Raw genomic sequence first — 23,046 nt, 5'->3', positions numbered from 1 at the left:
CGTTTCTTCGGTAACGGCGGCTATTGGTTCCGCCCTTACGGCGGGTCACTTTGGAAAAGCCCCAAAGTAACCAAAGGGTTCTTGCCCCTGTCGTTCGGCCTCTGGGAAAGGGGCGGCAGATCTGAAGCCAAAGCAGCGGCAACAACCACAGCCACAGCCACAGCAAGATCAAAAGATCGCAGCCTCGTTTCACTCGACAGCTCCTACAGGGGGGAAGGCGGTGTACGCGCGCCCCTCACCACTCAACAGGCCGAGCGTTAGCTCGCCTGCCGCTTTTGATCTTGATCCACCGCCCCCTCGAGAGGCCGAGTGGAGGTTCTGCGCAGTGGGCAACCCGGCAAGGATGCCGGGTTAGCCGCCCCCGGCCATGGATGGCCGATGGCGGCGGGCCCACGGAGCAGGACCGGAGCGAGGGCATGCCGAGCCACAGCGAGGCACCGATCGAAAGGGGCAGGAGCCCTTTGGTTACTTTGGGGCTTTTCCAAAGTGACTCGCTGTAAAAGCGAAACCGCCAGCCGCCGTGACCGCAGAAACGGATATGTACACAAAAAAAAAGACAGGTCGGCCACCTTAACGTGGTTCAAGAAAACCTGCGTCTACGGGTTTAAGAAGGGCTACTCGCCCTCTTCCACGCCCAAAACGTCAGGCCAATCCCGATAATCGACGGCAGCGTGACCGCCGGAAAATCCACCCACAGGACCTCGGGCCCGCAGATCCCGGCCGCCACTTCCCAGAAGTGAAACAGCGCGTGTGCCGTCAGCCAGGTTGTCGCCGAGGCCCAGAGCAGAACCCGGTAGATCGGGCTCACGCTGCCGCCGATGAACGCGGCGCCAATCGCCACGTAGAGCAAACCGATATCCCGGATGAAATGCTGATTGAACAGACCAGTGCGTTCCACGCCGGGTACCGCGGTGTACCACAGCGAGGGATTGATCAGCATGAACACGCCGTTGGCGGCCATGGCCACGCCGAGGATGGCGGCGAAGATCAGGATCGGGTGAAGCGTGTGTTTCAGGGACATAAGCGTTTCCTTGCCAGCGTCAGGCTCCCGTACGGGACATGAAGGTTCAGCCTAATTGCCACGTCCCCGAAACCCTACAGCCAATGCTGCGGATTTCGCCCACACCATTGTGTTACTTCGACGTCTGCTTCACGGCCTCGATCCAGGCCGGATTCAATTGCGTCTGATCCGTCTCGATGCCCAGCGCTTCCATCCGAGCCTTGTGCTGATCCATCTCGCGGGTCAATTGGCTGTGATCACTGGAGTTGCCGTCCAGTTCGTGCATCTGGCTCAACCCCAGATGGTAGAAACGCAGCAGCTTCATGGCCGTCGGATCACCCTTTTCCACCGCCGCCGTCACCTGATGCATGACGTTGGTGATGCTCATCAGGCTGCGCTTGAGCCGCCAGCCGTAAACCGCCGGGGCCATCCATGGCTGGGTCCAGAACGTGCCGCGCATCAGCGCGACCATCAGCAGCACCGACACAAACACGCCGCCGACGTTGAATCGCAGATTGTCGCCACCGGGTTCACCGAACAGCGCCACCGCCGTGGTCGACAACACCATCGCCAGGGCCAGGAAAATCAAGGCTATGATTATCGTGCTGCGTCGCGTCTGGCTTCGATAGCGTTCGGGGTTCTGCGGCTGGATTTCGAACATCGCGACGGGGTTCCTTGAGGGCATGGGTAAAAAGGCTGCGGGGCATTATCGCCTCTGCAGGGGATTTAGCTATGCTGGGGCTCCTTTTCATCTTTTCATCGTCAAACGGGGAAATGGCGATACAGCGCAGTTCGTGCCATCTTCTTTCATGGATACATACTATTCGGATGCCATTTGCCTGTATGAGTGGCATCGTTTTAAGGATCATTGAATGACCCAACGACAAGTAATCAACGCCTCGGTCAGCCCAAAAGGCAGCCTGGAAACCCTTTCTCAACGTGAAGTACAGCAACTGAGCGAAGCCGGATCCGGCAGCACCTACACCTTATTCCGCCAGTGCGCCCTGGCCATCCTCAATACCGGCGCCCATGTCGATAACGCAAAGACCATCCTCGAAGCCTACAAGGACTTCGAAATCCGCATTCACCAGCAGGACCGCGGCGTACGCCTCGAACTGCTGAACGCCCCGGCCGATGCCTTCGTTGATGGCGAAATGATCGCCAGCACCCGCGAAATGCTCTTCAGCGCCCTGCGCGACATCGTCTACACCGAAAACGAACTCGACGCCCAACGCATCGACCTGAGCACCTCACAGGGCATCAGCGACTACGTGTTCCACCTGCTGCGCAACGCCCGCACCCTGCGCCCCGGCGTCGAGCCGAAGATCGTGGTGTGCTGGGGCGGCCACTCGATCAACACCGAAGAATACAAATACACCAAGAAAGTCGGCCACGAACTGGGCCTGCGCAGCCTCGACATCTGCACCGGTTGCGGTCCTGGCGTAATGAAAGGCCCGATGAAAGGCGCGACCATCGCCCACGCCAAACAGCGTATCCACGGCGGCCGCTACCTCGGCCTGACTGAGCCGGGCATCATCGCCGCCGAAGCGCCGAACCCGATCGTCAACGAACTGGTGATCCTGCCGGACATCGAAAAACGTCTGGAAGCCTTCGTCCGCGTCGGCCACGGCATCATCATTTTCCCGGGCGGTGCCGGCACGGCCGAAGAGTTCCTGTACCTGCTCGGCATCCTGATGCACCCGGACAACGCCGGCCTGCCCTTCCCCGTAGTCCTCACCGGGCCGAAACACGCCGCGCCGTATCTGGAGCAACTGGACGCGTTTGTCGGCGCCACCTTGGGTGAAGCTGCGAAACAACACTACGAGATCATCATCGACGACCCGGCTGAAGTCGCGCGTCATATGACCCAAGGTCTCAAGGCAGTCAAACAGTTCCGCCGCGAGCGCAATGACGCGTTCCATTTCAACTGGCTGCTGAAGATCGACGAAGGCTTCCAGCGCCCGTTCGATCCAACCCACGAAAACATGGCCAACCTGAAACTGAGCCGCAACCTGCCGGCCCACGAACTGGCCGCCAACCTGCGCCGCGCGTTCTCCGGCATCGTCGCCGGCAACGTCAAGGACAAGGGCATCCGCCTGATCGAAGAGCACGGGCCATACCAGATCCGTGGCGATGCGGCGGTGATGCAACCGTTGGATCAACTGCTCAAAGCCTTCGTCGCCCAGCACCGGATGAAACTGCCGGGCGGCGCGGCGTATGTGCCGTGTTATCAAGTGGTTGCGTAACAAAACTAATAAAGATCATTCCCGCGCTCCCGCGTGGGAACGATCTCGCGGTACTCATGCTCAGAGGTGATCCGCGTCGATCACTGCCTTGGCAAAGGCCTGCGGATCTTCCTGCGGCAAGTTGTGGCCGATGCCGCCGTTGATGAGTCGGAACTCATATTTGCCGGTGAAGCGCTTGGCATAATCCTCGGGAGCCGGATGCGGCGCCCCGTTGGCATCCCCTTCCATGGTGATGGTCGGCACCGTAATGACCGGAGCCTTGGCCAGCCGCTGCTCCAGCGCTTCATATTGAGGTTCGCCCTGAATCATGCCCAACCGCCAGCGATAGTTGAAGATAGTGATAGCGACGTGGTCAGGGTTTTCCAGGGCGGCGGCACTGCGATCGAAAGTCGCGTCGTCGAAAGTCCATTTCGGCGATGCCAGCTCCCAGATCAACTTGGCGAAGTCATGGCGATTTTTTTCGTAACCGGCCTGGCCACGTTCGGTAGCGAAGTAGAACTGGTACCACCATTGCAACTCTGCCTTGGGCGATAGCGGATTCTTGCCGGCGGCCTGATTGCCGATGAGGTAGCCGCTCACCGAAACCAGCGCCTCCACCCGCTCCGGCCAGAGCGCCGAGACGATGTCCGCCGAGCGCGCGCCCCAGTCGTAGCCACCGAGCACTGCCTTCTTGATCTTGAGCGCATCCATAAAGTCGATGACATCACTGGCCAACGCGGCGGGCTGGCCGTTGCGAACAGTCTTGTCTGACAGGAAATGCGTGTCGCCGTAGCCCCGTGCATACGGGATCAGCACCCGGTAACCCTTGGCTGCCAACAAGGGCGCCACTTCGCTATAGCTGTGAATGTCGTAGGGCCAGCCGTGCAGAAGGATCACCACCGGACCATCGGCGGGGCCGACTTCGGCGTAAGCCACACTCAGCAACCCGGCGTTGACATGCTTCAGCGGACCAAACGAGTCCGACTTGAGGGTGCCGGCGCTGGCCACCACGGGCTCTGGCGTCGCGGCTTGCGCATTGGCTGCACCAAGGGCACCTAACTGCATCAGCGCGAAAGCGAGGACCGATGGGCCAAAGAAACGACGACGTGAGTCATTTTTTTTGCTCAACACATTCATCTTCATGGTGATTCCCTGGAAGTCATTGACCGGGTGTTCTGGACGATAAGCGTAGTGGAAAGATCAGCCGCCCTGATTGCCGCACTCTGCGAATTTGCTGTAATCGAGGACTTTCTGCGTGCCGCTGGAATCGAGGTAGGTCAGGCGGGCATCGACAATGCCGCAATTGCCGCTGCCGTTGTCGACGACGGAAACCACTTTCTTGATATCCAGGTGGGTGCCGTGAGAAGTTGTCTGCGACGGCGCTTGAACATCGGCATGGGCCGAAAACGCTGCAACGTTCAGGACCGCGAAGAAGCTGGCGGCAATCAGTTTGTTCCAGTTCATGGTGATTTCCTCAGGGTTGCAATGGGCGGTGGTTGCGAGGCAAGTCGTCTTGTCTCGATGGAACCCATTTAATCGGCCCGAGGTATCTGCCATGTGTCGTAAAACCAGGCGTATTAAGGCGTAAGGTGTCCAAAAGGGCGCCAGATACAGTGCGATACAAAGCGAATAACAAGAGGCTTGAGCGATGGAACATGTGAACCACATCCTGATCGTCGACGACGACCGGGAGATTCGCGAACTGGTCGGCAATTACCTGAAGAAAAACGGCCTTCGCACCACGGTGGTTGCCGATGGCCGGCAGATGCGCAGTTTTCTGGAAACCAATCAGGTGGACCTGATCGTGCTGGACATCATGATGCCCGGCGATGACGGCCTGCTGCTGTGCCGCGAATTGCGCTCGGGCAAACACAAAGCCACGCCGATCCTGATGCTCACCGCACGCAACGACGAAACCGATCGCATCCTCGGCCTGGAAATGGGCGCCGACGACTACCTGACCAAACCCTTCGCCGCCCGCGAACTGCTGGCGCGGATCAACGCCGTGTTGCGCCGCACCCGGATGCTGCCGCCCAACCTGCTGATCACCGAAACGGGCCGATTGCTGGGTTTTGGTCGCTGGCGCCTGGACACCACCGCCCGGCACTTGCTCGACGAAGACGGCACGATGGTAGCCCTCAGTGGCGCCGAATACCGTCTGTTGCGGGTGTTCCTCGATCACCCGCAACGGGTGCTCAGCCGTGACCAGCTGCTCAACCTGACCCAGGGTCGCGACGCCGACCTGTTCGACCGCTCGATTGATTTGCTGGTAAGCCGTCTGCGCCAGCGATTGATGGATGACTCACGGGACTCGACCTACATCAAAACCGTACGCAGCGAAGGCTATGTGTTCTCCTACCCGGTGGAATTGCTCGGTGCAGAATCATGAAGCGCTCTCCCAGCCGAACCTGAGGGGACTTTTTCATAGGGCTTTGTATCCGTCTGTATAAGAACCGGCGACAGATACGCAGACACCGACTTCGGCTTGTTCGAGCACACATCACCGATACACCCGAGCGTTTAACTGTGATCACCGGATAGCAGCAGCTACCGACCCACTCAAACTAAACGCACGGAGAATTACCCATGTTCAACTTCTCGAAAGTCTCGTCCCTGGCACTCGGTCTGGCACTGGTTGGTGGTCTCGGCCTGTCGAGCCTGGCGTCGGCCCACACCGGCAATGCGGCGTCCCCTGGCCAGGTTCAACAACTGCTGGTGGAAGGCGGCTCCGATCGTCTGATCGAGAATCGCGTGGCCGAAGGCGGTGCCGACCGTCTGCAAGAACTGCGCGAACGTGTGGCATCGGTCAGCCCGAGCAATGCGGTACGCGGCGGTGTGGTCGTGGCGGAAAACCGCGCCGAGTTCGGCTCGAAATATCAGCGGTATTGAAAGAGATCTACACAGCGGCAGAGATTGATCGTTCCCACGCTCGGGTCTGCACCCAAAAGTTGGACACAACTGATGGGGTGTTTCATGGGTAAGTACACCGTTCAAGCGAAGTTATCAGCCCTGCATTTTCCCGCACGCCGGCAACAGGTGCTGGACGAGATGAACCGCGATGGGCGTCTGGAACAACTCAAGCAGCGCTGGCTCAGCGACAACACACCCCGCTGACAATGGATCAACGCTCTCGATTACAACTATGCGTCAGGGTGTTTTTTCATCGCGATGCTCCAGCACTACAGTGGCCACATCTTCTCCCCACGCTCTGGAGCACCCTCATGAAAAGCATCATAGGTCTTGGATTTGCCCTTTCGGTTCTTGGCGCCACCTCCGCCATCGCTGCCCCTCACGCCACCTCGCAGATCGTTGCCACGGCCAAAGTCAGCCAACCGGCCACACTGAACGTGAACACCGTCGGCGTTGATCACAAAGACAGTCAGGCGAGCAAACTCTACGTCGCTGAAAACCGCCCTGAGTTCGGTTCGAAGTATCAGCGTTATTGATCAACGGATTTGCTCTGCTTGAAACAAGAAACCCCGGGGAGATCCGATCTCCCCGGGGTTTCTTGTCTTTAATGTTGAAATACAGGCTCGAGATATCTGTAGCAGCTGCCGAGCCTGCGAGGCTGCGTTCGAGCGCGCAGCGGTCGCAGAATCAGGTGATACGTTTTTTCAGCCAGATCGTGCACTCAGGTTTTACGACCGCTGCGCGATCGAACGCAGCCTCGCAGGCTCGGCAGTTGCTACAGGGGCGTTATTGTCAGGCGAGCGGCAAGCGCCTTGGCCTGGCTCGCGACGTCAGTCACTGCCGTGCTTTCCCACCACATGCCGCGCAACGGTGGGCCCATGGCGAACAGACGGCTGGCGACGTGTTCATCGGCGCCCAACACCGCGCCATCGACTGCTGCCGCAATCCCCAACGCCAACGGCCCCGGCCGGACTAGTCCGCGTGCCAGCAGTTGCTGTGGCAGCGGTCGGGCGACCCGGCGCCAGTCGTATTCGATGCCGCTGGAATTGATCAACGCCGCGCCGCTGACAACGGTGGTTTCTGCTTCACCGCGACGCCGGATGCGGATGCTCACTGCGCCGTCCGCTGAAGGCTCCAGCCCTTTGAACGACGCCGCCTGAATCCGCAACCGCCCTTCCTTGTGCAATCGCTCTACCAGTTCGGCACTCAACGGCGGCGAGCGGTGGTGATGACTTTCCCACCACGGCCGCACATGCCGCACGAACTGCCGACGCTGCACGTCCGTCGCCTGATTCCACAAGCGGCCAATGTGCGCCCGCACGGTGTCGAGCGGCGCCTGCCAGTCGATGCCTTGAGCGATCGCGTCCCGGCAATGCCGACGCAGTTCGCGCACCAGCTGTCGCGGTGTGCGAAGGCTCTGATCCTCGGCGAGAAAATCTGCCCAGGCCGGTGGCTGACGACGCACATGAGGCAGCAAGCCATGTCGGGAGAACACTTCGATCGGCCCGCGATGCCCGGCCTGTTCCAGCGACACCACGGCATCGACCATGGTCAGGCCCGAACCGATGATCAGCACGGTCGACTGCGGATCGAGTTGCTGCATCGCCGCGACGTCCCACGGGTCAAGCGCGGCGGCGTTCAAGCCGCTGGATTCGGTCTGTGGGGTACGCGCGGCGGGGAACATCCCCGTGGCCAACACTGCATAAGCGCCCTGCAAGTGTTGCCCGTCGCTCAACGTCAGCAACACAGAATCGTCCCGGGTTTGCAGGTCAACCACCTCGGCCCGCACATGCTCGACCGTTGACCCGTTCACCACCCCCACCGCTTGCGCTTCCGCCAGGCGCTGCTGCACGTACAAACCGAAAATCCCCCGTGGCGGGAACAATTCGCTCACCGGCACATGTTGCTCATCAGACTCCGGCCAACCGCCGGCCGCGATGTACTCGGTCAGCCATTGGGTCAGGTCGTCGGCGTTGTCCGGGTCGACGCTCATCCGCGCCGCATTGCCGTTGAGCGTATGGCCCAACTCGACCGCGCTGTACGCCTCACCCCGTCCCAGTTCGGCGCGGGGTTCGATCACCAGCACTTGGCGTTTGCCCGGCAGGCGCAGCAACTGCGCCGCCAACATTGCACCGCTGAGGCCGCCGCCGACGATCAGGATGTCCGCGTGGCGAATGGCGTCGGTGGCCTGTCCGCTTTGGGTTTCAGTCATGGCGTTCTCACTGATCAATGTTTCATCTCGAAAATCTCCTGGACGATAATAGGCGCCAAACCCATGAAGGTTCATCAAGCAATACCAAAGTAGGACAGAGCAATACCGCTGACTTGCAACGCTTGCCTCTGATCCTGCTCGTTCGCACGCAGAACGTGGAAACGATCATCAATAGGCGACCACTTTCTTCTCCTGCTGCCGCAACGCCGCCAGGTCTCGGTAACTCGCGCCCGGATGAATGCCCGGCAATCGCGGCCCTTCACCGAACAACTTCTCGCGCAAGGTCCCCCGCGCGTATTCGGTTTTGTAGACCCCACGTTTCTGCAACTCCGGCACCAGCAACTCCACGGCGTCGATGAAGGTTTCGTGGGTCAGTGCATAGGCCAGGTTAAAGCCATCCACATCGGTTTCCTCGACCCAATCCTGCAGCAAGTCGGCGACGGTCTCCGGGCTGCCGACAAACAACGGGCCAAAACCGCCGATGCCCACCCAGTCAGCCAGTTCGTTAGGGGTCCAGACCTTGTTCGGGTCCGCCGTGGAGAACGCTTCCACCGCCGATTGAATGGCGTTGGTGTGCACATGCTTGAGCGGTTCATCCGGTTTGAACTGGCTGAAATCGATCCCGGTCCAGCCAGAGATCAACGCCATCGCGCCCTCATAACTGACCCAGGTTTTGTATTCCTCGAACTTGGCTTTGGCCTTGGCGTCGGTCTCGCCGAGGATCACGGTTTGCAGGTTGAAGATCAGAACTTTCGACGGATCGCGTCCGGCTTCGGCAGCACGACGACGGATGTCGGCAACGGTTTTCTTCAGCAGCACTTTCGACGGAGCAGCAACGAACACACACTCGGCATGCTCGGCGGCAAACTGCTTGCCGCGACTCGATGCGCCAGCCTGATAGAGCACCGGTGTGCGTTGTGGCGAAGGTTCGCAGAGGTGAATGCCCGGTACCTGGAAGTGCTTACCGACGTGCCGGATTTCGTGGATTTTGCTTGGGTCGCTGAAGATCCGCCGCTCGCGATCCCGCAGAATCGCGCCCTCTTCCCAACTGCCTTCCCACAGTTTGTAGCAAACCTCCAGGTACTCTTCGGCGAAGTCGTAACGGGCGTCGTGTTCGGTCTGGTTTTTCTGGCCGAGGTTCTTCGCACCGCTTTCCAGGTAAGAAGTGACGATGTTCCAGCCGGCACGGCCCTTGGTCAGGTGATCGAGCGTCGACAGGCGTCGGGCGAACGGATACGGGTGTTCGAACGACAGCGAGGCGGTCAGGCCGAACCCCAGATGCTCGGTGACCAGCGCCATCGGCGGAATCAATTGCAGTGGGTCGTTGACCGGCACCTGCGCCGCCTGACGGATCGCCGCGTCACCATTGCCGTTGTAGACGTCGTAGATGCCCAACACGTCGGCAATGAACAAACCGTCGAACTTGCCGCGCTCGAGGATTTTCGCCAGATCGGTCCAGTACTCCAGATCCTTGTACTGCCAGGAGCGATCTCGTGGATGCGCCCATAAACCCGGCGACTGGTGACCGACGCAGTTCATGTCAAACGCGTTGAGACGAATTTCTCGGCCCATCAAACAGCACTCCTGAAGCTTGGGGGGTGGATGCCGTTGAGGCGGAAGTTGCCGATGAGGTGGAGTTTGCGGTGCAACGGATCATGCAGCGATCCGGGCAACACAGTGCGTTGGCCGGTGAGTTCGAATTCGGCGTTGCTGACAGCATTTAAAGCGTCGACGCTGGCCAGGTGCGACTCGGCGATGGCGACGCTGATTTCCGTGTCGTCATCAACGCGGTTCAGAAAGTCTTCGGCGCGTTCGAGCAGCGCGGCGGCGACTTCGATGCGGATGTGCAAATCGCCGAAGCGGCTGATGACGTAAGGGTCATCCGTGGCTTGGGCCTGCTGCCGGACGAAACGCAACGTCGCATCAAGCACGCTGCGAGCGTTGTGCAAATCATGCTGACTTTTGGCCAGGGGCTGCCCGGCAACAATCGGTTGAGTCAAAGCGTTCATGGTGGGCTCCTCAGTTCCAGGCGTGGCGCGCAGGCTTCACGCCGTTGAGCAGGTAGTTGCCGATCAGGTGGTATTTCCAGCGTGCCGGATCGTGCAGGGTGTGCGTCCGGGCGTTGCGCCAGTGACGGTCGAGGTTGTATTTGCCGAGCACCGAGCGAGTACCGGCCAGTTCGAAGAGTTTGCTGCTGGCAAGCAAGGCGATCTCGGCGGACAGCACTTTGGCCTGGGCAACCACCACCGAGGCGCGGGCAACTGTGTCTTCGTTGGGGTTGAGCAAGGCATGGTCGATTGCGCGACCGGACTTTTTGAGGATCGCTTCGGTGCCGTGGACCCGCCATTCGAGGTCGCCGATCGCAGCGATGCTGAACGGGTCCTGCCAGCCGTGATCCTGCCCGCTGTCGATCCAGGGCCGGGCTTCGCGCGCGTAGCGTTTGGTTTCTTCCAGGGCGCCGACGGCAATGCCGGTGTCCACGGCCGCCTGAATGATTTGTGAAATCGGGCCGTCGGCGGTGGGTTCGTCAAAGGCCTTGTGAGCCGGGATCACAGCGCTGAGCGGAACCTTCACCGCGTTCAGGGTGACACCGCCGCTGGCCGTGGTGCGCTGGCCGAAACCGTCCCAGCTGTCGATAACGGTCAAGCCGGGAGTGTCACGCTCGATGAAGGCGATGAAAGCCTTGTTCTCTTCATTGACCGCCACCGCTGGCACGATGTGCGCGAACAAGGCGCCGGTGCAGTAGAACTTTTCGCCATCAATCTGCGCGGTGTCTTTATCGAAGCGGATACGGGTTTCGAAGGCCCCGGCATTTTTGCTTTTGGATTCGGAGAAGGCGTTGCCGAAACGGTAACCCTGCAGGACTTTGCCGAAGTAGTAACGCTTCTGCTCTTCGGTGGCGGTTTGCAGCAGGATGTCGAGCACGCCGAGGTGGTTTTGCGGGATCTGGCCGAGGGACGAATCGGCGGCGGAAATGATCTTGATCACCTCAGCGACGGTCACGTAGGAAACGCCGGCGCCACCGTATGCCTTGGGAACGGTGATGCCCCAGAGGCCGCTGGCGGAGAACTCGTCGAGCTCGGCGACCGGCAAGCGTCGCTCGCGATCCCGCACGCTGGCCTCGATGGCGAAGCGTGCGGCGAGCTTGTGGGCGACGGCGATGGCTTCGGCGTCCGAGCGGATCACATGGGCGGTGCGAAGGGGTTGGGCAGAGGCTGTCATGGGCCGACTCCGGGATCTGGTGAATGCACCAGAGCTTTTGCAGGAGTCGTGCCTGAAACTAAATCACTTTATTTTCAATAGGTTAAAGAATTATCCGAGAAAGGCTCGCCGCTTTAAATCAGCAAAGTGTCTATCCAGTGTTGATCCGCAAACAGTTAGATCACCACATTTCGCACAAACCGCGCCGCCACCGCCCCATCGTTGCGATAGGCGTGGGGCTGGTTGCTGGCGAACATGTAGAACTCGCCGGCAGCGACCTCATGCGGTGTATCGCCCAGCATCAGCGTCAGGCAGCCTTCGAACACATAGATCTGTTCACTCCAACCTTCAGCATCCGGTTGCGACGGGTAGATTTCCCCCGGTTGCAGGCACCATTCCCACTGTTCCACCTCACGGGTGGCGGTGGCTTTGGACAGTAAAACGGCTTTGCTGCCAGGAATCGTCCCGGCCCAGGCCACTTCGTTGATGCGACTCGGGTCGCGGGCATCCGGGGCCTGGATCAGGTCGCTGAACGCGACGTCCAACGCTTCGGCCACGCGGTCGAGGGTGATCAGGCTGACGTTCTTCTCGCCGGCCTCGATGGCCACCAGCATCCGGCGGCTGACCCCGGATTTTTCCGCCAGCGTCGCCTGGCTCATGTCGGCGGCGTGGCGCAAGCGTCGAACGTTTAGGCTGACGTGCTGGAGGACCGAAGCCCGCTGGGTAGAATCTTTGTGCACTATATTGCTCACTTGATGGGGTTGGGCAGTATACTGCGCAACATTCGGCGCATTGTGCGTCCCCCTCAGGTAGCGCGCAAGGTCATGACGTCGGTGAATACCCCTCACACTTCCCCCCGTTTCTCGCGGTTCAGCAAGGCCGAGTGCGTGCTGGTGCTGATCACCATGGTCTGGGGCGGCACCTTCTTGCTGGTGCAGCACGCGATGACGGTCAGCGGACCGATGTTCTTCGTCGGCCTGCGCTTTGCCGCCGCAGCGATCATTGTTGCGCTGTTTTCCTGGCGACACCTGCGGGAGCTGACGCTGTTCGAACTCAAGGCCGGGGCCTTTATCGGCGTGGCGATCATGCTCGGTTATGGTTTGCAGACCGTCGGATTGCAGAGCATTCCCAGCAGTCAGTCGGCGTTTATTACCGCGTTGTACGTGCCCTTCGTGCCCTTGCTGCAATGGCTGGTGCTGGGACGGCGTCCGGGGTTGATGCCGAGCATCGGGATCATGCTGGCGTTTACCGGGTTGATGCTGCTGTCGGGACCGGCCGGTGCTTCGTTCAATTTCAGCCCGGGTGAAATCGCCACGTTGATCAGCGCCGTGGCGATTGCGGCAGAAATTATTTTGATCAGCACCTATGCCGGCCAGGTCGATGTGCGGCGGGTGACGGTGGTGCAATTGGCGGTCACCTCCGCGCTGGCGTTTTTGATGGTGGTGCCGACTCAGGAAAGGATTCCGGACTTCTCCTGGCTGCTGTTATGCAGCGCGTTGGGCCTTGGCGCGGCCAGTGCGGCGATTCAAGTGGCGATGAACTGGGCGCAGAAGAGTGTTTCGCCGACCCGGGCGACCTTGATTTATGCCGGTGAGCCAGTGTGGGCCGGGATTGTCGGGCGGATCGCCGGGGAGCGGTTGCCGGCAATTGCGCTGGTGGGTGCGGGGTTGATTGTGGCGGCGGTGATTGTCAGTGAGTTGAAGACCAAGGGTAAGGCTGCTGCGGCTGAAGAAGAGTTGGAGCGGGAAACACAGCGATAAGCCGCCATTCTGCGGTGTTTGATAGGAAGCCATCGCGGGCAAGCCCGCTCCCACAGGGTCTGAAGGTGTACATGAGTTTTGTGTACAACCACAATTCCTGTGGGAGCGGGCTTGCCCGCGATGGGGCCAGCACAGGCGAAATCGCACTTCCTGAAACAATGTGAATCAGGTTTTTTCCGTCTACCTTGTAGGATTCTGCGACAGCTTGGCGTTTGGTTATCCGGGAGCTGGCACGTATGATGCTTCACAAACTTCCGCAGATTAGAAGCCTATGTCCCTGATAGTTCTACTGCTTCTGCCTTTTATCGGCAGCTGTCTGGCAGCCTTGCTGCCGCACAACGCACGTAACACCGAATCTTTGTTGGCTGGTCTGGTTGCCTTGATAGGCACCGTTCAGGTCGCCCTCTTGTACCCGCAAATCGCCGATGGCGGCGTGATCCGCGAAGAATTTTTCTGGTTACCCAGCCTTGGCCTGAACTTCGTCCTGCGCATGGACGGCTTCGCCTGGCTGTTCTCGATGCTGGTGCTGGGCATCGGCACGCTGGTTTCGTTGTACGCCCGCTACTACATGTCGCCGGACGATCCGGTGCCACGGTTCTTCGCGTTTTTCCTGGCGTTCATGGGCGCCATGCTCGGGCTGGTGATCTCCGGCAACCTGATCCAGATCGTGTTTTTCTGGGAGCTGACCAGCCTCTTTTCGTTCCTGTTGATCGGCTACTGGCACCACCGCGCCGATGCGCGACGCGGTGCTTATATGGCACTGATGGTCACCGGCGCAGGCGGTTTGTGTCTGCTGGCGGGGGTCATGCTGCTCGGCCATGTGGTCGGCAGCTATGACCTGGACAAGGTCCTGGCCGCCGGCGATCTGATTCGCGCACACGCCCTCTACCCTATTCTGCTACCCCTGATCCTGATCGGCGCCCTGAGCAAAAGCGCGCAATTCCCCTTCCACTTCTGGCTGCCCCACGCGATGGCGGCGCCGACACCGGTTTCGGCCTATCTGCACTCGGCGACCATGGTCAAGGCCGGGGTGTTTCTCCTCGCACGACTGTGGCCGTCGCTGTCCGGCAGTGAAGAATGGTTCTACATCGTCAGCGGCGCCGGTGCTTGCACCCTGTTGCTCGGTGCGTATTGCGCGATGTTCCAGAATGACCTCAAAGGATTGCTGGCCTACTCGACCATCAGCCACCTCGGCCTGATCACCCTGCTGCTGGGTTTGAACAGTCCGCTGGCCGCCGTGGCCGCGGTGTTCCACATTCTCAACCATGCCACGTTCAAGGCTTCGCTGTTCATGGCCGCCGGGATCATCGACCACGAAAGCGGCACCCGCGACATTCGCAAGCTCAGCGGTTTGATCAAGCTGATCCCGTTCACCGCCACCCTGGCCATGGTCGCCAGCGCCTCCATGGCCGGCGTGCCGCTGCTCAACGGCTTCCTCTCCAAAGAGATGTTCTTCGCCGAAACCGTGTTCATCAATGCCACGGCCTGGATCGAGATGACGCTGCCCATCGTCGCGACTATCGCCGGGACCTTCAGCGTCGCCTACTCCCTGCGCTTTACCGTCGACGTGTTCTTCGGCCCGACCGCCACCGACCTGCCACACACGCCGCACGAGCCGCCCCGCTGGATGCGCGCGCCGGTGGAGTTGTTGGTATTCGCCTGTCTGGTCGTGGGGATTTTCCCGGCGCAGGTAGTCGGCCCGTTGCTGGCCGCGGCTGCCCTGCCGGTGGTGGGCGGCACTTTGCCTGAATACAGCCTGGCGATCTGGCACGGCTGGAACGCGCCGATGATCATGAGCCTGATCGCCATGTCCTGCGGCATCGTGCTTTATCTGCTGTTGCGCAATCAGCTCAAACACGGGCGTTTCAAGTACCCGCCGATCATTGGCCGGTTCAACGGCAAGCGCCTGTTCGAACGCGCCCTGGTGATCATGATGCGCCTGGCCCGTCGTCTCGAGCGGCGGATCAGCACCAAGCGCCTGCAAACCCAATTGTTCTTGGTGGTGCTCGCGGCCGTGCTGGCCGGGTTGATCCCGATGCTCCACAGCAGCCTGAGCTGGGGCGACCGACCGAAGATTCCGGGTTCGATTGTGTTCGTGACCCTCTGGCTGCTGGCGATTGCCTGTGCCCTCGGCGCGGCATGGCAGGCCAAGTATCACCGGCTCGCGGCCCTGACCATGGTCAGCGTCTGCGGCCTGATGACCTGCATCACCTTCGTCTGGTTCTCGGCACCGGACCTGGCGCTGACGCAATTGGCCGTGGAAGTGGTGACGACAGTGTTGATCCTCCTCGGTCTGCGCTGGCTACCTCGACGGATCGAAGAGGTGTCGCCGCTGCCGAGCACCCTGCGCAAGGCGCGCATCCGCCGTATCCGTGACTTGCTGCTGTCGACCGTGGTCGGTGGCGGCATGGCGTTGCTGGCCTACGCGATGTTGACGCGCCAGACCCCGAACGACATTTCCTCGTTCTACCTCAGCCGCGCCCTGCCCGAAGGCGGCGGCAGCAACGTGGTCAACGTGATGCTGGTGGACTTCCGCGGCTTCGACACCCTCGGTGAAATCACCGTGCTGGTGGCTGTGGCCCTGACCGTATTCGCCCTGCTGCGACGCTTCCGACCTCCGAAAGAAAGCCTGCAATTGCCCGCCCAGCAACGTTTGCTGGCACCGGACGTGGTCACCGATCTGGTCAACCCGCGTCACGCCAGTGACACCGCGCTCGGCTTCATGATGGTGCCGGCGGTGCTGGTGCGTCTGCTGCTACCGATCGCCTTTATCGTGTCGGTCTACCTGTTCATGCGCGGCCACAATCAACCGGGCGGCGGGTTTGTCGCGGGTCTGGTGATGTCCGTAGCGTTCATCCTGCAATACATGGTCGCCGGCACGCAGTGGGTCGAGGCACAAATGAGCCTGCGACCGCTGCGCTGGATGGGCACTGGCTTGCTGTTTGCCACCGTTACCGGGCTGGGGGCGATGGCCGTCGGTTATCCGTTCCTGACCACCCACACCTGGCATTTCGAGCTGCCGGTGTTCGGTGACATTCACATCGCCAGTGCGCTGTTCTTCGACATTGGCGTGTACGCCGTGGTGGTCGGTTCGACCCTGTTGATCCTCACCGCCCTCGCCCACCAATCGGTACGGGGTCACAAAACCGCTGCCCTGCCTCGATCCGTCGCCACACAAGGAACCGTCTGATGGAAGAAGTCATCGCAATCGCCATCGGCGTGCTGGCCGCGTCCGGCGTCTGGCTGATCCTGCGGCCACGGACGTTTCAGGTGGTAATGGGCCTGTGCTTGCTGTCCTACGGCGTCAACCTGTTCATCTTCAGCATGGGCAGCCTGTTTATCGGCAAGGAGCCAATCATCAAGGACGGCGTGCCGCAGGACCTGTTGCACTACACCGACCCGCTGCCGCAAGCGCTGGTGTTGACCGCCATCGTGATCAGCTTCGCCATGACCGCGTTGTTTCTGGTGGTGCTGCTGGCTTCCCGGGGCCTGACCGGTACCGACCATGTGGATGGCCGGGAGCCTAAAGAATGAATCTGATGCCGCACCTGATCGCTGTACCGATTCTGCTGCCGCTGCTGACCGCCGCCGTGATGCTGATGCTGGGGGAGAAACACCGTCCGCTGAAGGCCAAGATCAACCTGCTTTCCAGCCTGGTGGGGTTGGGCATTGCCGTGCTGTTGCTGCAATGGACTCAGGAAACGGGCGTCCCCGGCTCCATCGGCGTGTACCTGCCGGGCAACTGGCAGGTGCCGTTCGGTATCGTGCTGGTGGTCGATCGACTGTCGGCGCTGATGCTGGTGCTGACCGGGATTATCGGTGTCAGCGCCCTGCTGTTCGCCATGGCCCGTTGGGACGGCGCCGGTTCGAGTTTCCACGCGCTGTTCCAGATTCAGATGATGGGCCTGTATGGCGCGTTCCTGACGGCGGACCTGTTCAACCTGTTTGTGTTTTTTGAAGTGTTGCTGGCGGCCTCTTACGGCCTGATGCTCCACGGTTCGGGCCGGTCGCGGGTGTCGTCGGGTTTGCATTACATCTCGATCAACCTGTTGGCCTCGTCGCTGTTTTTGATCGGCGCGGCGCTGATCTATGGCGTCACCGGCACCCTGAACATGGCCGACCTGGCGCTGAAAATCCCGCTGGTGCCAGAGGCCGATCGCGGCCTGCTGCATGCCGGCGCGGGGATTCTGGCCGTGGCGTTCCTGGCCAAGGCCGGGATGTGGCCGCTGAACTTCTGGCTGGTGCCGGCCTATTCCGCGGCGAGCGCGCCGGTGGCGGCGATGTTCGCGATCATGACCAAGGTCGGCGTCTACACCTTGCTGCGCTTGTGGACCCTGCTGTTCTCTGGCCAGGCCGGCGCTTCGGCATACTTTGGCGGTGACTGGCTGATCTACGGCGGCATGGCGACCATCGTCTGCGCCGCCGTGGCGATCCTCGCCGCACAACGACTGGAGCGCCTGGCCAGCCTGAGCATTCTGGTGTCGGCCGGGATTTTGCTGTCGGCCATCGGTTTCGCCCAGCCCAACCTGATCGGCGCGGCACTGTTCTATCTGGTCAGCTCGACCCTGGCGCTGAGCGCGTTGTTCCTGTTGGCCGAGTTGATCGAGCGCTCGCGTTCGGCCAATGAAATGCCGTTGTTCGATGACGGCGATCTGCCGCGCCCGTTGGAATCCTTGCAGCCGCCCAAAGGCATCAACCTCGATGACGAGCAGAAAGCCGTGGTCGGCCAGGTGATTCCCTGGACCATGGCGTTCCTCGGGTTGAGCTTCATTGCCTGCTCGCTGCTGATCATCGGCATGCCGCCGCTCTCGGGGTTCATTGGCAAACTCGGCCTGCTCAGCGCCTTGCTCAATCCGTTGGGCCTGGGCAATGGCAGCGATGAGCCGATTGCCAATGCCGCGTGGGGCTTGCTGGCGTTGCTGGTCTTCTCCGGGCTGGCGTCGTTGATCGCGTTCTCGCGCTTGGGCATCCAGCGGTTCTGGACGCCCGAGGAGCGGCCGTCGCCGTTGCTGCGACGTTTCGAATGCGTGCCGATCATCGCGCTGCTGGGTTTGAGCATTGCGCTGACCTTCCAGGCTGAACCGCTGCTGCGTTACACCCAGGCGGCCGCCCAAGCCTTGAATAACCCGCAGCAATACGTGATGGCGGTGCTCGGTACCCGTGCGATTCCAAGCCCGGCAGCCAAAGCCGCGGTAGCGGAGGTCACACCATGAAGCGTCTGTTTCCGGCTCCCTGGTTGTCGCTGTCCCTGTGGCTGCTGTGGCTGGTGCTGAACCTGTCGATGAGCCCCGGCAATCTGCTGCTGGGCGCGGTGCTGGGGTTCTGCGCGCCGTTGATGATGCGCAAGCTGCGACCGCTGCCGATCCGCACTCGTCGGCCGGGCGTCATTGTGCGTTTGTTCTTTCTTGTCGGTCGCGACGTGGTGGTGTCCAACCTCGCCGTGGCCTGGGGCGTGCTCAACGCCGGTCGCCGTCCACCGCGTTCGCGCTTCATCAAAGTGCCGCTGGACTTGCGTGACGCCAATGGCCTGGCCGCGTTGTCGATGATCTGCACGGTGATTCCCGGCACCGTATGGTCGGAACTGGCGCTGGACCGCAGCATTCTGTTGCTGCACGTCTTTGATCTGGATGACGAAGCGCTGTTCATCCAGCACTTCAAGGCGACCTACGAGCGCCCCTTGATGGAGATCTTCGAATGAGCGCCTTGCTGTCGAACGCGATCCTGTTGAGCCTGTTCATCTTTTCGCTGGCGATGATTCTGACCCTGATCCGGCTGTTCAAGGGGCCGTCGGCCCAGGACCGGGTTCTGGCGCTGGATTACCTGTACATCATCGCGATGCTGATGATGCTGGCGCTGGGCATTCGTTATGCCAGTGACACTTACTTCGAGGCGGCGCTGCTGATTGCGCTGTTCGGTTTCGTCGGCTCGTTTGCCCTGGCGAAATTCCTGCTGCGTGGCGAGGTGATCGAATGAGCGCTGAACTGTCTCTGTGGGTTGAAATTCCGGTGGCGATCCTGCTGGTGCTCAGCAGTCTGTTTGCGCTGATCGGCGCGATTGGACTGGTGCGGATGAAGGACTACTTCCAGCGCATGCACCCACCGGCGCTGGCGTCGACATTGGGCGCCTGGTGTGTGGCGCTGGCCTCGATCATTTACTTTTCGGCACTCAAGTCCGGGCCGGTGTTGCATGCCTGGCTGATTCCGATTCTGTTGTCGATCACGGTGCCGGTGACCACGCTGTTGCTGGCGCGGGCGGCGCTGTTTCGCAAGCGCATGGCGGGGGATGATGTGCCGGCTGAGGTGAGTAGCCGGCGCACGGAAAGCGGGCGTTAAGGTTAGGTTTTGTGTTGATTGGCAGGGCCTCTTCGCGGGCAAGCCTCGCTCCTACGTGGTTTGTGTCGCTCACAAATTATGTGATTTCACACAATCCTGTAGGAGCGAGGCTTGCCCGCGAAGCTTTTCAGCCGCGACTCAGATCCAGGCAACGGCCAACAACCCCGCCCCCAACACCACGCACAACGGCGAATAGGCCCAGGTGTCGAGCCGGGCAAATTTCGAATCCTTCACCTGTTTGAAGAACCCCATCAGATGCGAATCGCCGATCGCCCGGGCGAACATCAGCATCGCAATCGCGCTGATCACCCATTGCAGCGACCAGTGATGCACCGTCGGCAGATACAGGCCGACTCGCAAGCACACCAGCATCGCAATCAGCAGCAACCCGACCGCCACCAGCAACGTGGCAAAGCCTGAAGGCTTGAAGGCCGGCCTGGATTCCCCGCCGTCCTTCGTGGATATTCGCGGGACCGCCGCCTCGCTCCCCAACTTGCCACCTGCCGCCCAGTACAGGTGGATCAGGCTGATCAACAGGAAGATGGCAGCCATCCATTGCGCGATCAATAGGCTCATATTCGGACTTCCAGCGTGAAATGTCGCAGCAGAATGAACTTCCTTGAACGATTTTGTAAGGGTATTCGTCATCGCCCGTCACCGGCCGGGTGCGAAACCTGACCAATGAGGTGTATGCCGAGTTCAGACCCGATTCTAAGAGCTTCGCGAGCAGGCTCGCTCCTACAGGGGGACGCGATCAACTGTGGGAGCGGGCTTGCTCGCGAAAGGCGCTATCAGCCTCACCACATCATTTCAACTCGGCAGACACTTTATCCGCCACATCCTTGGGCACCCAGGCCTGCCAAACGTCCGGGTGCGCCTTCATGAACGCCTGCGCCGCCTGCCGTGGCGGAGTGTGTTTTTCGCTCATCTCGGCCAGCGCCCTGTTCAATGGATCGATTGGCAAATCGACCTTGGTGAAGAACTCGGCAATCTGCGGATACTGTTTCTGGAATGGCGTGGACACGCCAATGGACAGCTTCGAGGGCAGTGAGCGAGTCGGTTTCGGATTCGGGTGGTCGGCGTCGGTCAGGGTTTTCCAGGCATCGGCGTCGAACGGCGGCTCTTCGAGCTGAATCAGTTTGAAGCGGCCGAGCAACGGAGTGGGTGACCAGTAATAGAACAGCACCGGTTTGCCGCGTCGAATCGAAGAACTGATCTCCGCATCCAGCGCTGCACCGGAGCCGCTGCGGAAATTCACATAGCTGTCGTCAAGCCCATACGCCTTGAGTTTCTGTTTGTTGACCACTTCCGACGTCCAGCCGATCGGGCTGTTGAGGAAGCGCCCCTTGCCCGGGGTTTCCGGATCGCTGAACACGCCCTTGTATTTCGGCAGGTCGCTGACACTGCGCAGGCCCGGCGCCAGCGGCTTGATGCCTTTCGCCGGGTCGCCTTTGATCACGTATTCGGGCACCCACCAGCCTTCGGTGGCGCCCTTGACCGTATCGCCGAGACTCGCGACTTTGCCTTCGGCCTCAGCCTTGACCCAGACCGGACTGCGACCGGCCCATTCTTCGCCAATGACCTGAATGTCATTGTTGGCCAGTGCGGTCTCCAGGGTGATGGTCGTCCCCGGCAAGGTATCGGTCGGCAGCCCGTAGCCCTTCTCGACGATGATCCGCAGGATATCGGTGATCAGGCTGCCGCTTTCCCAGTTCAGATCGGCGAAGTGGATCGGCGCCTGGGCAGCGAACACCGGAACGGGTGAAGCCAACAATCCGAAAGTGGCCAGGGTAGCGGCCAGCAACCGTCGAAATCCGTTCATGCTTTTGCACCTCGTGCTGTTCACAGCAATAGCAGGATGGCCTGGCAGAAGACCGCGAAGCCTCTGAATACTCAGTCAACTGACTGTAGTAGAGGTTCCTGCTTTCGAGGGAGGTCAATCAGTTTTCGGGAGGTTCCTGCAAACGCGCCAACGCTCTTCGTACCATGCTGGCGTACTCCGCCGGACGCAACGCATAGATCTGTGACGCCACCCAACTCAGCCATGCACCTTGCAAAACAGCCTTCTGGTCGAACAGCCGCTGGGCTTCGGCTTGCGCGTTGGCCTGGTTCTGTTCGTGGAAGTCGGCGCGGGTCAGGGTCATTATTCGCTGGCCTTGAAGGTGACCAGTTCCCCCTTGCGCCACTTGGCAGCCTTGCCGGTCACGGCTTTCAGGGTTTTGGTCAGGCCTTCCTGCAACTGTTGGTGAGCGGCGAACACCATCACCACGCTATGCCCTTCCTTGAACACGATCCCGTGGCCATCAGCGGTGGTGACGAAAGCGTAATCACCCAGGCCGTACACCGTCAGTTTGATTTCGCGGAACTTGATGTCCAGCTTGCCGCCTTCGCGACTGGGCAATACAGAGGCGCTGAAATGATCGCCGACCTTGAGTTTAAGCCCTGGTTTGTCATCAACCACCAGCGCCTCTTCGGTGTCGATCTCGGCAATATAAATGCCTTCAGCGTTCTGTTCGGTGATGTAAACAAAACGTGACTGGAACTGTTTAACCAGCTTTGCGCGCAAATCACCCAACACGAACAAAGCATGCATATCGAGATTACTTACTGCCAAGGAAACATCCCCACATCTGAAAATGATGCTGCACGCAGGAAAATAGCGCACAGCAGAAAAAAGCGGCAATGCCGAAGGTGTAGCCAAATGACCCGGGTTGACATCCTGAAACGAGCGGAGCGCTCATTCATCGCGAGGTTTTAGAAGACTACTGGAACAACACTCACGTCGTCTTGCCTGGTGTTCGTCAGAGGTTGAAGGAAAAAGCCCTTTCGACGGCCAGAAAAACGGGACTACCAACTTTAGGGAAAAAACTCTTTAAAAAAAGCACTTTTCCGACATATCGCCAGCAAAAAATTGCTTTAGATGAACATCGATCGCCAAACACTGACGGTGATTCTAGAGCAGCGATGCTCATCGAGACTACCCAAAACCACGTACGCACGTCGGTAAAACAACGAAAAGGACTTCATATGTGCACGCTGACACATTTTGCTCCCCCCCAGGCGCCTAACACGAACAGTTCGAGAACACTGCCCCCAGGGATGTTTCAATCGTATGAATACTACCCTGAAGAGCTTGCCCCGCCACGCTTTCAGGTCATTCTGGCCGGCAATGCCTTTTTTCATATCAAGGAAATTTCCACCGGCCGCGTCAGAGGTTTCCGCGGCAATCATAACGAAGCCTGCGCCCTTGCCCGCTCGCTCGAGTTACGCGGTTGACGGTCCCGTCACATTCAGTTCCATAGACGCTTCGTCATGCCGGCGACTTAACTCAGCCGCCGGCATGCAACTACTGCCATACTGCCCGACCAATGAAACCCGTCCCCAGGGTGGGCGGCGTTCAAAACAA

At 60.3% G+C, this 23,046-nt stretch carries 26 protein-coding genes; 13 read left to right on the top strand and 13 right to left on the bottom strand.

Features of this window, described 5'->3' with window-relative positions; translation table 11 throughout:
- Nucleotides 1–604: 604 nt before the first annotated feature.
- Both ABH912_RS01005 and ABH912_RS01000 read right to left on the bottom strand, forming a co-directional pair.
- Nucleotides 605–1,021 (bottom strand): hypothetical protein, encoded by a 417-nt coding sequence (locus ABH912_RS01005; RefSeq protein ID WP_156363922.1) that lies wholly within the window; start codon nt 1,019–1,021, stop codon nt 605–607.
- 112 nt (nt 1,022–1,133) lie between these two features.
- The gene (locus ABH912_RS01000) at nt 1,134–1,661 is read right to left on the bottom strand and encodes a DUF3087 domain-containing protein (protein ID WP_429509331.1); all 528 of its coding nucleotides are present in this window, start codon (nt 1,659–1,661) and stop codon (nt 1,134–1,136) included.
- A 211-nt stretch (nt 1,662–1,872) separates the two neighbouring features.
- Here ABH912_RS01000 and ppnN point away from each other — a divergent pair, with 211 nt between their 5' ends.
- The gene (gene ppnN, locus ABH912_RS00995) at nt 1,873–3,246 is read left to right on the top strand and encodes a nucleotide 5'-monophosphate nucleosidase PpnN (protein ID WP_033057677.1); all 1,374 of its coding nucleotides are present in this window, start codon (nt 1,873–1,875) and stop codon (nt 3,244–3,246) included.
- A 60-nt stretch (nt 3,247–3,306) separates the two neighbouring features.
- Here ppnN and ABH912_RS00990 read toward each other — a convergent pair whose 3' ends face one another.
- Both ABH912_RS00990 and ABH912_RS00985 read right to left on the bottom strand, forming a co-directional pair.
- On the bottom strand, nt 3,307–4,368 hold the full coding sequence (locus ABH912_RS00990; RefSeq protein WP_429509330.1) for an alpha/beta fold hydrolase: 1,062 nt from the start codon (nt 4,366–4,368) through the stop codon (nt 3,307–3,309).
- A 57-nt stretch (nt 4,369–4,425) separates the two neighbouring features.
- Entirely contained in the window at nt 4,426–4,689 is a 264-nt protein-coding gene (locus ABH912_RS00985) for a DUF2790 domain-containing protein (RefSeq protein ID WP_429509329.1), read from the bottom strand.
- A gap of 184 nt (nt 4,690–4,873) precedes the next feature.
- Between ABH912_RS00985 and ABH912_RS00980 the strand changes: the two genes are divergently transcribed.
- The 4 genes from ABH912_RS00980 (at nt 4,874) to ABH912_RS00965 (ending at nt 6,671) form a co-directional block, all read left to right on the top strand.
- Nucleotides 4,874–5,614: a response regulator gene (locus ABH912_RS00980; protein WP_033057672.1), complete on the top strand. Its 741-nt coding sequence runs from the start codon at nt 4,874–4,876 to the stop codon at nt 5,612–5,614.
- A 197-nt stretch (nt 5,615–5,811) separates the two neighbouring features.
- The gene (locus ABH912_RS00975; RefSeq protein ID WP_282478929.1) at nt 5,812–6,114 is read left to right on the top strand and encodes a phage infection protein; all 303 of its coding nucleotides are present in this window, start codon (nt 5,812–5,814) and stop codon (nt 6,112–6,114) included.
- A gap of 84 nt (nt 6,115–6,198) precedes the next feature.
- Nucleotides 6,199–6,339 (top strand): hypothetical protein, encoded by a 141-nt coding sequence (locus tag ABH912_RS00970; RefSeq protein ID WP_231670545.1) that lies wholly within the window; start codon nt 6,199–6,201, stop codon nt 6,337–6,339.
- A 107-nt stretch (nt 6,340–6,446) separates the two neighbouring features.
- Nucleotides 6,447–6,671 (top strand): hypothetical protein, encoded by a 225-nt coding sequence (locus tag ABH912_RS00965; protein WP_033057668.1) that lies wholly within the window; start codon nt 6,447–6,449, stop codon nt 6,669–6,671.
- Nucleotides 6,672–6,910: 239 nt separating this feature from the next.
- Here ABH912_RS00965 and ABH912_RS00960 read toward each other — a convergent pair whose 3' ends face one another.
- The 5 genes from ABH912_RS00960 to ABH912_RS00940 form a co-directional block, all read right to left on the bottom strand.
- Nucleotides 6,911–8,347 (bottom strand): FAD/NAD(P)-binding protein, encoded by a 1,437-nt coding sequence (locus ABH912_RS00960; RefSeq protein WP_429509328.1) that lies wholly within the window; start codon nt 8,345–8,347, stop codon nt 6,911–6,913.
- Nucleotides 8,348–8,515: 168 nt separating this feature from the next.
- On the bottom strand, nt 8,516–9,919 hold the full coding sequence (locus ABH912_RS00955) for an LLM class flavin-dependent oxidoreductase (RefSeq protein WP_429509327.1): 1,404 nt from the start codon (nt 9,917–9,919) through the stop codon (nt 8,516–8,518).
- Nucleotides 9,919–10,356 (bottom strand): acyl-CoA dehydrogenase, encoded by a 438-nt coding sequence (locus ABH912_RS00950; protein ID WP_429509326.1) that lies wholly within the window; start codon nt 10,354–10,356, stop codon nt 9,919–9,921. Before ABH912_RS00950 ends, ABH912_RS00955 begins: the two co-directional genes overlap by 1 nt.
- Before the next feature lie 10 nt (nt 10,357–10,366).
- A complete protein-coding gene (locus ABH912_RS00945; protein ID WP_429509325.1) occupies nt 10,367–11,569 on the bottom strand; it encodes an SfnB family sulfur acquisition oxidoreductase in 1,203 nt (400 codons plus the stop codon).
- 155 nt (nt 11,570–11,724) lie between these two features.
- Nucleotides 11,725–12,288, bottom strand: a complete 564-nt coding sequence (locus tag ABH912_RS00940) for a helix-turn-helix domain-containing protein (protein ID WP_429509324.1) — start codon at nt 12,286–12,288, stop codon at nt 11,725–11,727.
- Between the two features lie 15 nt (nt 12,289–12,303).
- Between ABH912_RS00940 and ABH912_RS00935 the strand changes: the two genes are divergently transcribed.
- The 7 genes from ABH912_RS00935 to ABH912_RS00905 all read left to right on the top strand — a co-directional run bounded on the left by ABH912_RS00935 (nt 12,304) and on the right by ABH912_RS00905 (nt 19,640).
- The gene (locus ABH912_RS00935) at nt 12,304–13,308 is read left to right on the top strand and encodes a DMT family transporter (RefSeq protein WP_429512983.1); all 1,005 of its coding nucleotides are present in this window, start codon (nt 12,304–12,306) and stop codon (nt 13,306–13,308) included.
- A gap of 271 nt (nt 13,309–13,579) precedes the next feature.
- Nucleotides 13,580–16,498, top strand: coding sequence for a monovalent cation/H+ antiporter subunit A (locus ABH912_RS00930; RefSeq protein WP_429509323.1), 2,919 nt, complete (start codon nt 13,580–13,582; stop codon nt 16,496–16,498).
- Nucleotides 16,498–16,842 (top strand): Na+/H+ antiporter subunit C, encoded by a 345-nt coding sequence (locus ABH912_RS00925; protein ID WP_007986256.1) that lies wholly within the window; start codon nt 16,498–16,500, stop codon nt 16,840–16,842. Before ABH912_RS00930 ends, ABH912_RS00925 begins: the two co-directional genes overlap by 1 nt.
- Complete coding sequence (locus ABH912_RS00920) at nt 16,839–18,521, top strand: monovalent cation/H+ antiporter subunit D (protein ID WP_429509322.1); 1,683 nt, start codon at nt 16,839–16,841, stop codon at nt 18,519–18,521. The genes ABH912_RS00925 and ABH912_RS00920 overlap by 4 nt, the downstream gene beginning before the upstream one ends.
- Nucleotides 18,518–19,006, top strand: a complete 489-nt coding sequence (locus ABH912_RS00915; RefSeq protein WP_033057653.1) for a Na+/H+ antiporter subunit E — start codon at nt 18,518–18,520, stop codon at nt 19,004–19,006. Before ABH912_RS00920 ends, ABH912_RS00915 begins: the two co-directional genes overlap by 4 nt.
- Entirely contained in the window at nt 19,003–19,281 is a 279-nt protein-coding gene (locus tag ABH912_RS00910; protein ID WP_008151692.1) for a K+/H+ antiporter subunit F, read from the top strand. The genes ABH912_RS00915 and ABH912_RS00910 overlap by 4 nt, the downstream gene beginning before the upstream one ends.
- Entirely contained in the window at nt 19,278–19,640 is a 363-nt protein-coding gene (locus tag ABH912_RS00905) for a Na+/H+ antiporter subunit G (RefSeq protein ID WP_429509321.1), read from the top strand. Before ABH912_RS00910 ends, ABH912_RS00905 begins: the two co-directional genes overlap by 4 nt.
- Before the next feature lie 138 nt (nt 19,641–19,778).
- On the opposite strand, the gene ABH912_RS00900 is transcribed toward ABH912_RS00905, so the two are convergent.
- The 4 genes from ABH912_RS00900 to ABH912_RS00885 form a co-directional block, all read right to left on the bottom strand.
- Complete coding sequence (locus ABH912_RS00900) at nt 19,779–20,216, bottom strand: DUF3995 domain-containing protein (protein ID WP_033057650.1); 438 nt, start codon at nt 20,214–20,216, stop codon at nt 19,779–19,781.
- 229 nt (nt 20,217–20,445) lie between these two features.
- A complete protein-coding gene (locus ABH912_RS00895) occupies nt 20,446–21,462 on the bottom strand; it encodes an ABC transporter substrate-binding protein (RefSeq protein WP_046056513.1) in 1,017 nt (338 codons plus the stop codon).
- 118 nt (nt 21,463–21,580) lie between these two features.
- Complete coding sequence (locus ABH912_RS00890; RefSeq protein ID WP_033057646.1) at nt 21,581–21,784, bottom strand: hypothetical protein; 204 nt, start codon at nt 21,782–21,784, stop codon at nt 21,581–21,583.
- On the bottom strand, nt 21,784–22,254 hold the full coding sequence (locus ABH912_RS00885; RefSeq protein WP_033057644.1) for a hypothetical protein: 471 nt from the start codon (nt 22,252–22,254) through the stop codon (nt 21,784–21,786). Before ABH912_RS00885 ends, ABH912_RS00890 begins: the two co-directional genes overlap by 1 nt.
- A gap of 413 nt (nt 22,255–22,667) precedes the next feature.
- Between ABH912_RS00885 and ABH912_RS00880 the strand changes: the two genes are divergently transcribed.
- Nucleotides 22,668–22,916: a hypothetical protein gene (locus ABH912_RS00880; protein ID WP_033057781.1), complete on the top strand. Its 249-nt coding sequence runs from the start codon at nt 22,668–22,670 to the stop codon at nt 22,914–22,916.
- Nucleotides 22,917–23,046 lie beyond the last annotated feature (130 nt).

It is taken from the genome of Pseudomonas sp. BT76 TE3572 (assembly GCF_050435365.1).
Classification (GTDB): Bacteria; Pseudomonadota; Gammaproteobacteria; order Pseudomonadales; family Pseudomonadaceae; genus Aquipseudomonas; species Aquipseudomonas fluorescens_W.
Note: the sequence above shows the minus strand (reverse complement) of the source record. Positions and strands in the feature narration are given on the sequence as shown.

Coding starts and splice junctions, on each gene's coding strand:
- ABH912_RS00890 (WP_033057646.1), bottom strand. CDS start 21,784: ATGACCCTGACCCGCGCCGACTTCCACGAACAGAACCAGGCCAACGCG.
- ABH912_RS00935 (WP_429512983.1), top strand. CDS start 12,304: ATGGGGTTGGGCAGTATACTGCGCAACATTCGGCGCATTGTGCGTCCC.
- ABH912_RS00900 (WP_033057650.1), bottom strand. CDS start 20,216: ATGAGCCTATTGATCGCGCAATGGATGGCTGCCATCTTCCTGTTGATC.
- ABH912_RS00930 (WP_429509323.1), top strand. CDS start 13,580: ATGTCCCTGATAGTTCTACTGCTTCTGCCTTTTATCGGCAGCTGTCTG.
- ABH912_RS00925 (WP_007986256.1), top strand. CDS start 16,498: ATGGAAGAAGTCATCGCAATCGCCATCGGCGTGCTGGCCGCGTCCGGC.
- ABH912_RS00910 (WP_008151692.1), top strand. CDS start 19,003: ATGAGCGCCTTGCTGTCGAACGCGATCCTGTTGAGCCTGTTCATCTTT.
- ABH912_RS01000 (WP_429509331.1), bottom strand. CDS start 1,661: ATGTTCGAAATCCAGCCGCAGAACCCCGAACGCTATCGAAGCCAGACG.
- ABH912_RS01005 (WP_156363922.1), bottom strand. CDS start 1,021: ATGTCCCTGAAACACACGCTTCACCCGATCCTGATCTTCGCCGCCATC.
- ppnN (WP_033057677.1), top strand. CDS start 1,873: ATGACCCAACGACAAGTAATCAACGCCTCGGTCAGCCCAAAAGGCAGC.
- ABH912_RS00895 (WP_046056513.1), bottom strand. CDS start 21,462: ATGAACGGATTTCGACGGTTGCTGGCCGCTACCCTGGCCACTTTCGGA.
- ABH912_RS00970 (WP_231670545.1), top strand. CDS start 6,199: ATGGGTAAGTACACCGTTCAAGCGAAGTTATCAGCCCTGCATTTTCCC.
- ABH912_RS00960 (WP_429509328.1), bottom strand. CDS start 8,347: ATGACTGAAACCCAAAGCGGACAGGCCACCGACGCCATTCGCCACGCG.
- ABH912_RS00880 (WP_033057781.1), top strand. CDS start 22,668: ATGTGCACGCTGACACATTTTGCTCCCCCCCAGGCGCCTAACACGAAC.
- ABH912_RS00955 (WP_429509327.1), bottom strand. CDS start 9,919: ATGGGCCGAGAAATTCGTCTCAACGCGTTTGACATGAACTGCGTCGGT.
- ABH912_RS00980 (WP_033057672.1), top strand. CDS start 4,874: ATGGAACATGTGAACCACATCCTGATCGTCGACGACGACCGGGAGATT.
- ABH912_RS00915 (WP_033057653.1), top strand. CDS start 18,518: ATGAAGCGTCTGTTTCCGGCTCCCTGGTTGTCGCTGTCCCTGTGGCTG.
- ABH912_RS00905 (WP_429509321.1), top strand. CDS start 19,278: ATGAGCGCTGAACTGTCTCTGTGGGTTGAAATTCCGGTGGCGATCCTG.
- ABH912_RS00990 (WP_429509330.1), bottom strand. CDS start 4,368: ATGAAGATGAATGTGTTGAGCAAAAAAAATGACTCACGTCGTCGTTTC.
- ABH912_RS00975 (WP_282478929.1), top strand. CDS start 5,812: ATGTTCAACTTCTCGAAAGTCTCGTCCCTGGCACTCGGTCTGGCACTG.
- ABH912_RS00965 (WP_033057668.1), top strand. CDS start 6,447: ATGAAAAGCATCATAGGTCTTGGATTTGCCCTTTCGGTTCTTGGCGCC.
- ABH912_RS00945 (WP_429509325.1), bottom strand. CDS start 11,569: ATGACAGCCTCTGCCCAACCCCTTCGCACCGCCCATGTGATCCGCTCG.
- ABH912_RS00920 (WP_429509322.1), top strand. CDS start 16,839: ATGAATCTGATGCCGCACCTGATCGCTGTACCGATTCTGCTGCCGCTG.
- ABH912_RS00985 (WP_429509329.1), bottom strand. CDS start 4,689: ATGAACTGGAACAAACTGATTGCCGCCAGCTTCTTCGCGGTCCTGAAC.
- ABH912_RS00950 (WP_429509326.1), bottom strand. CDS start 10,356: ATGAACGCTTTGACTCAACCGATTGTTGCCGGGCAGCCCCTGGCCAAA.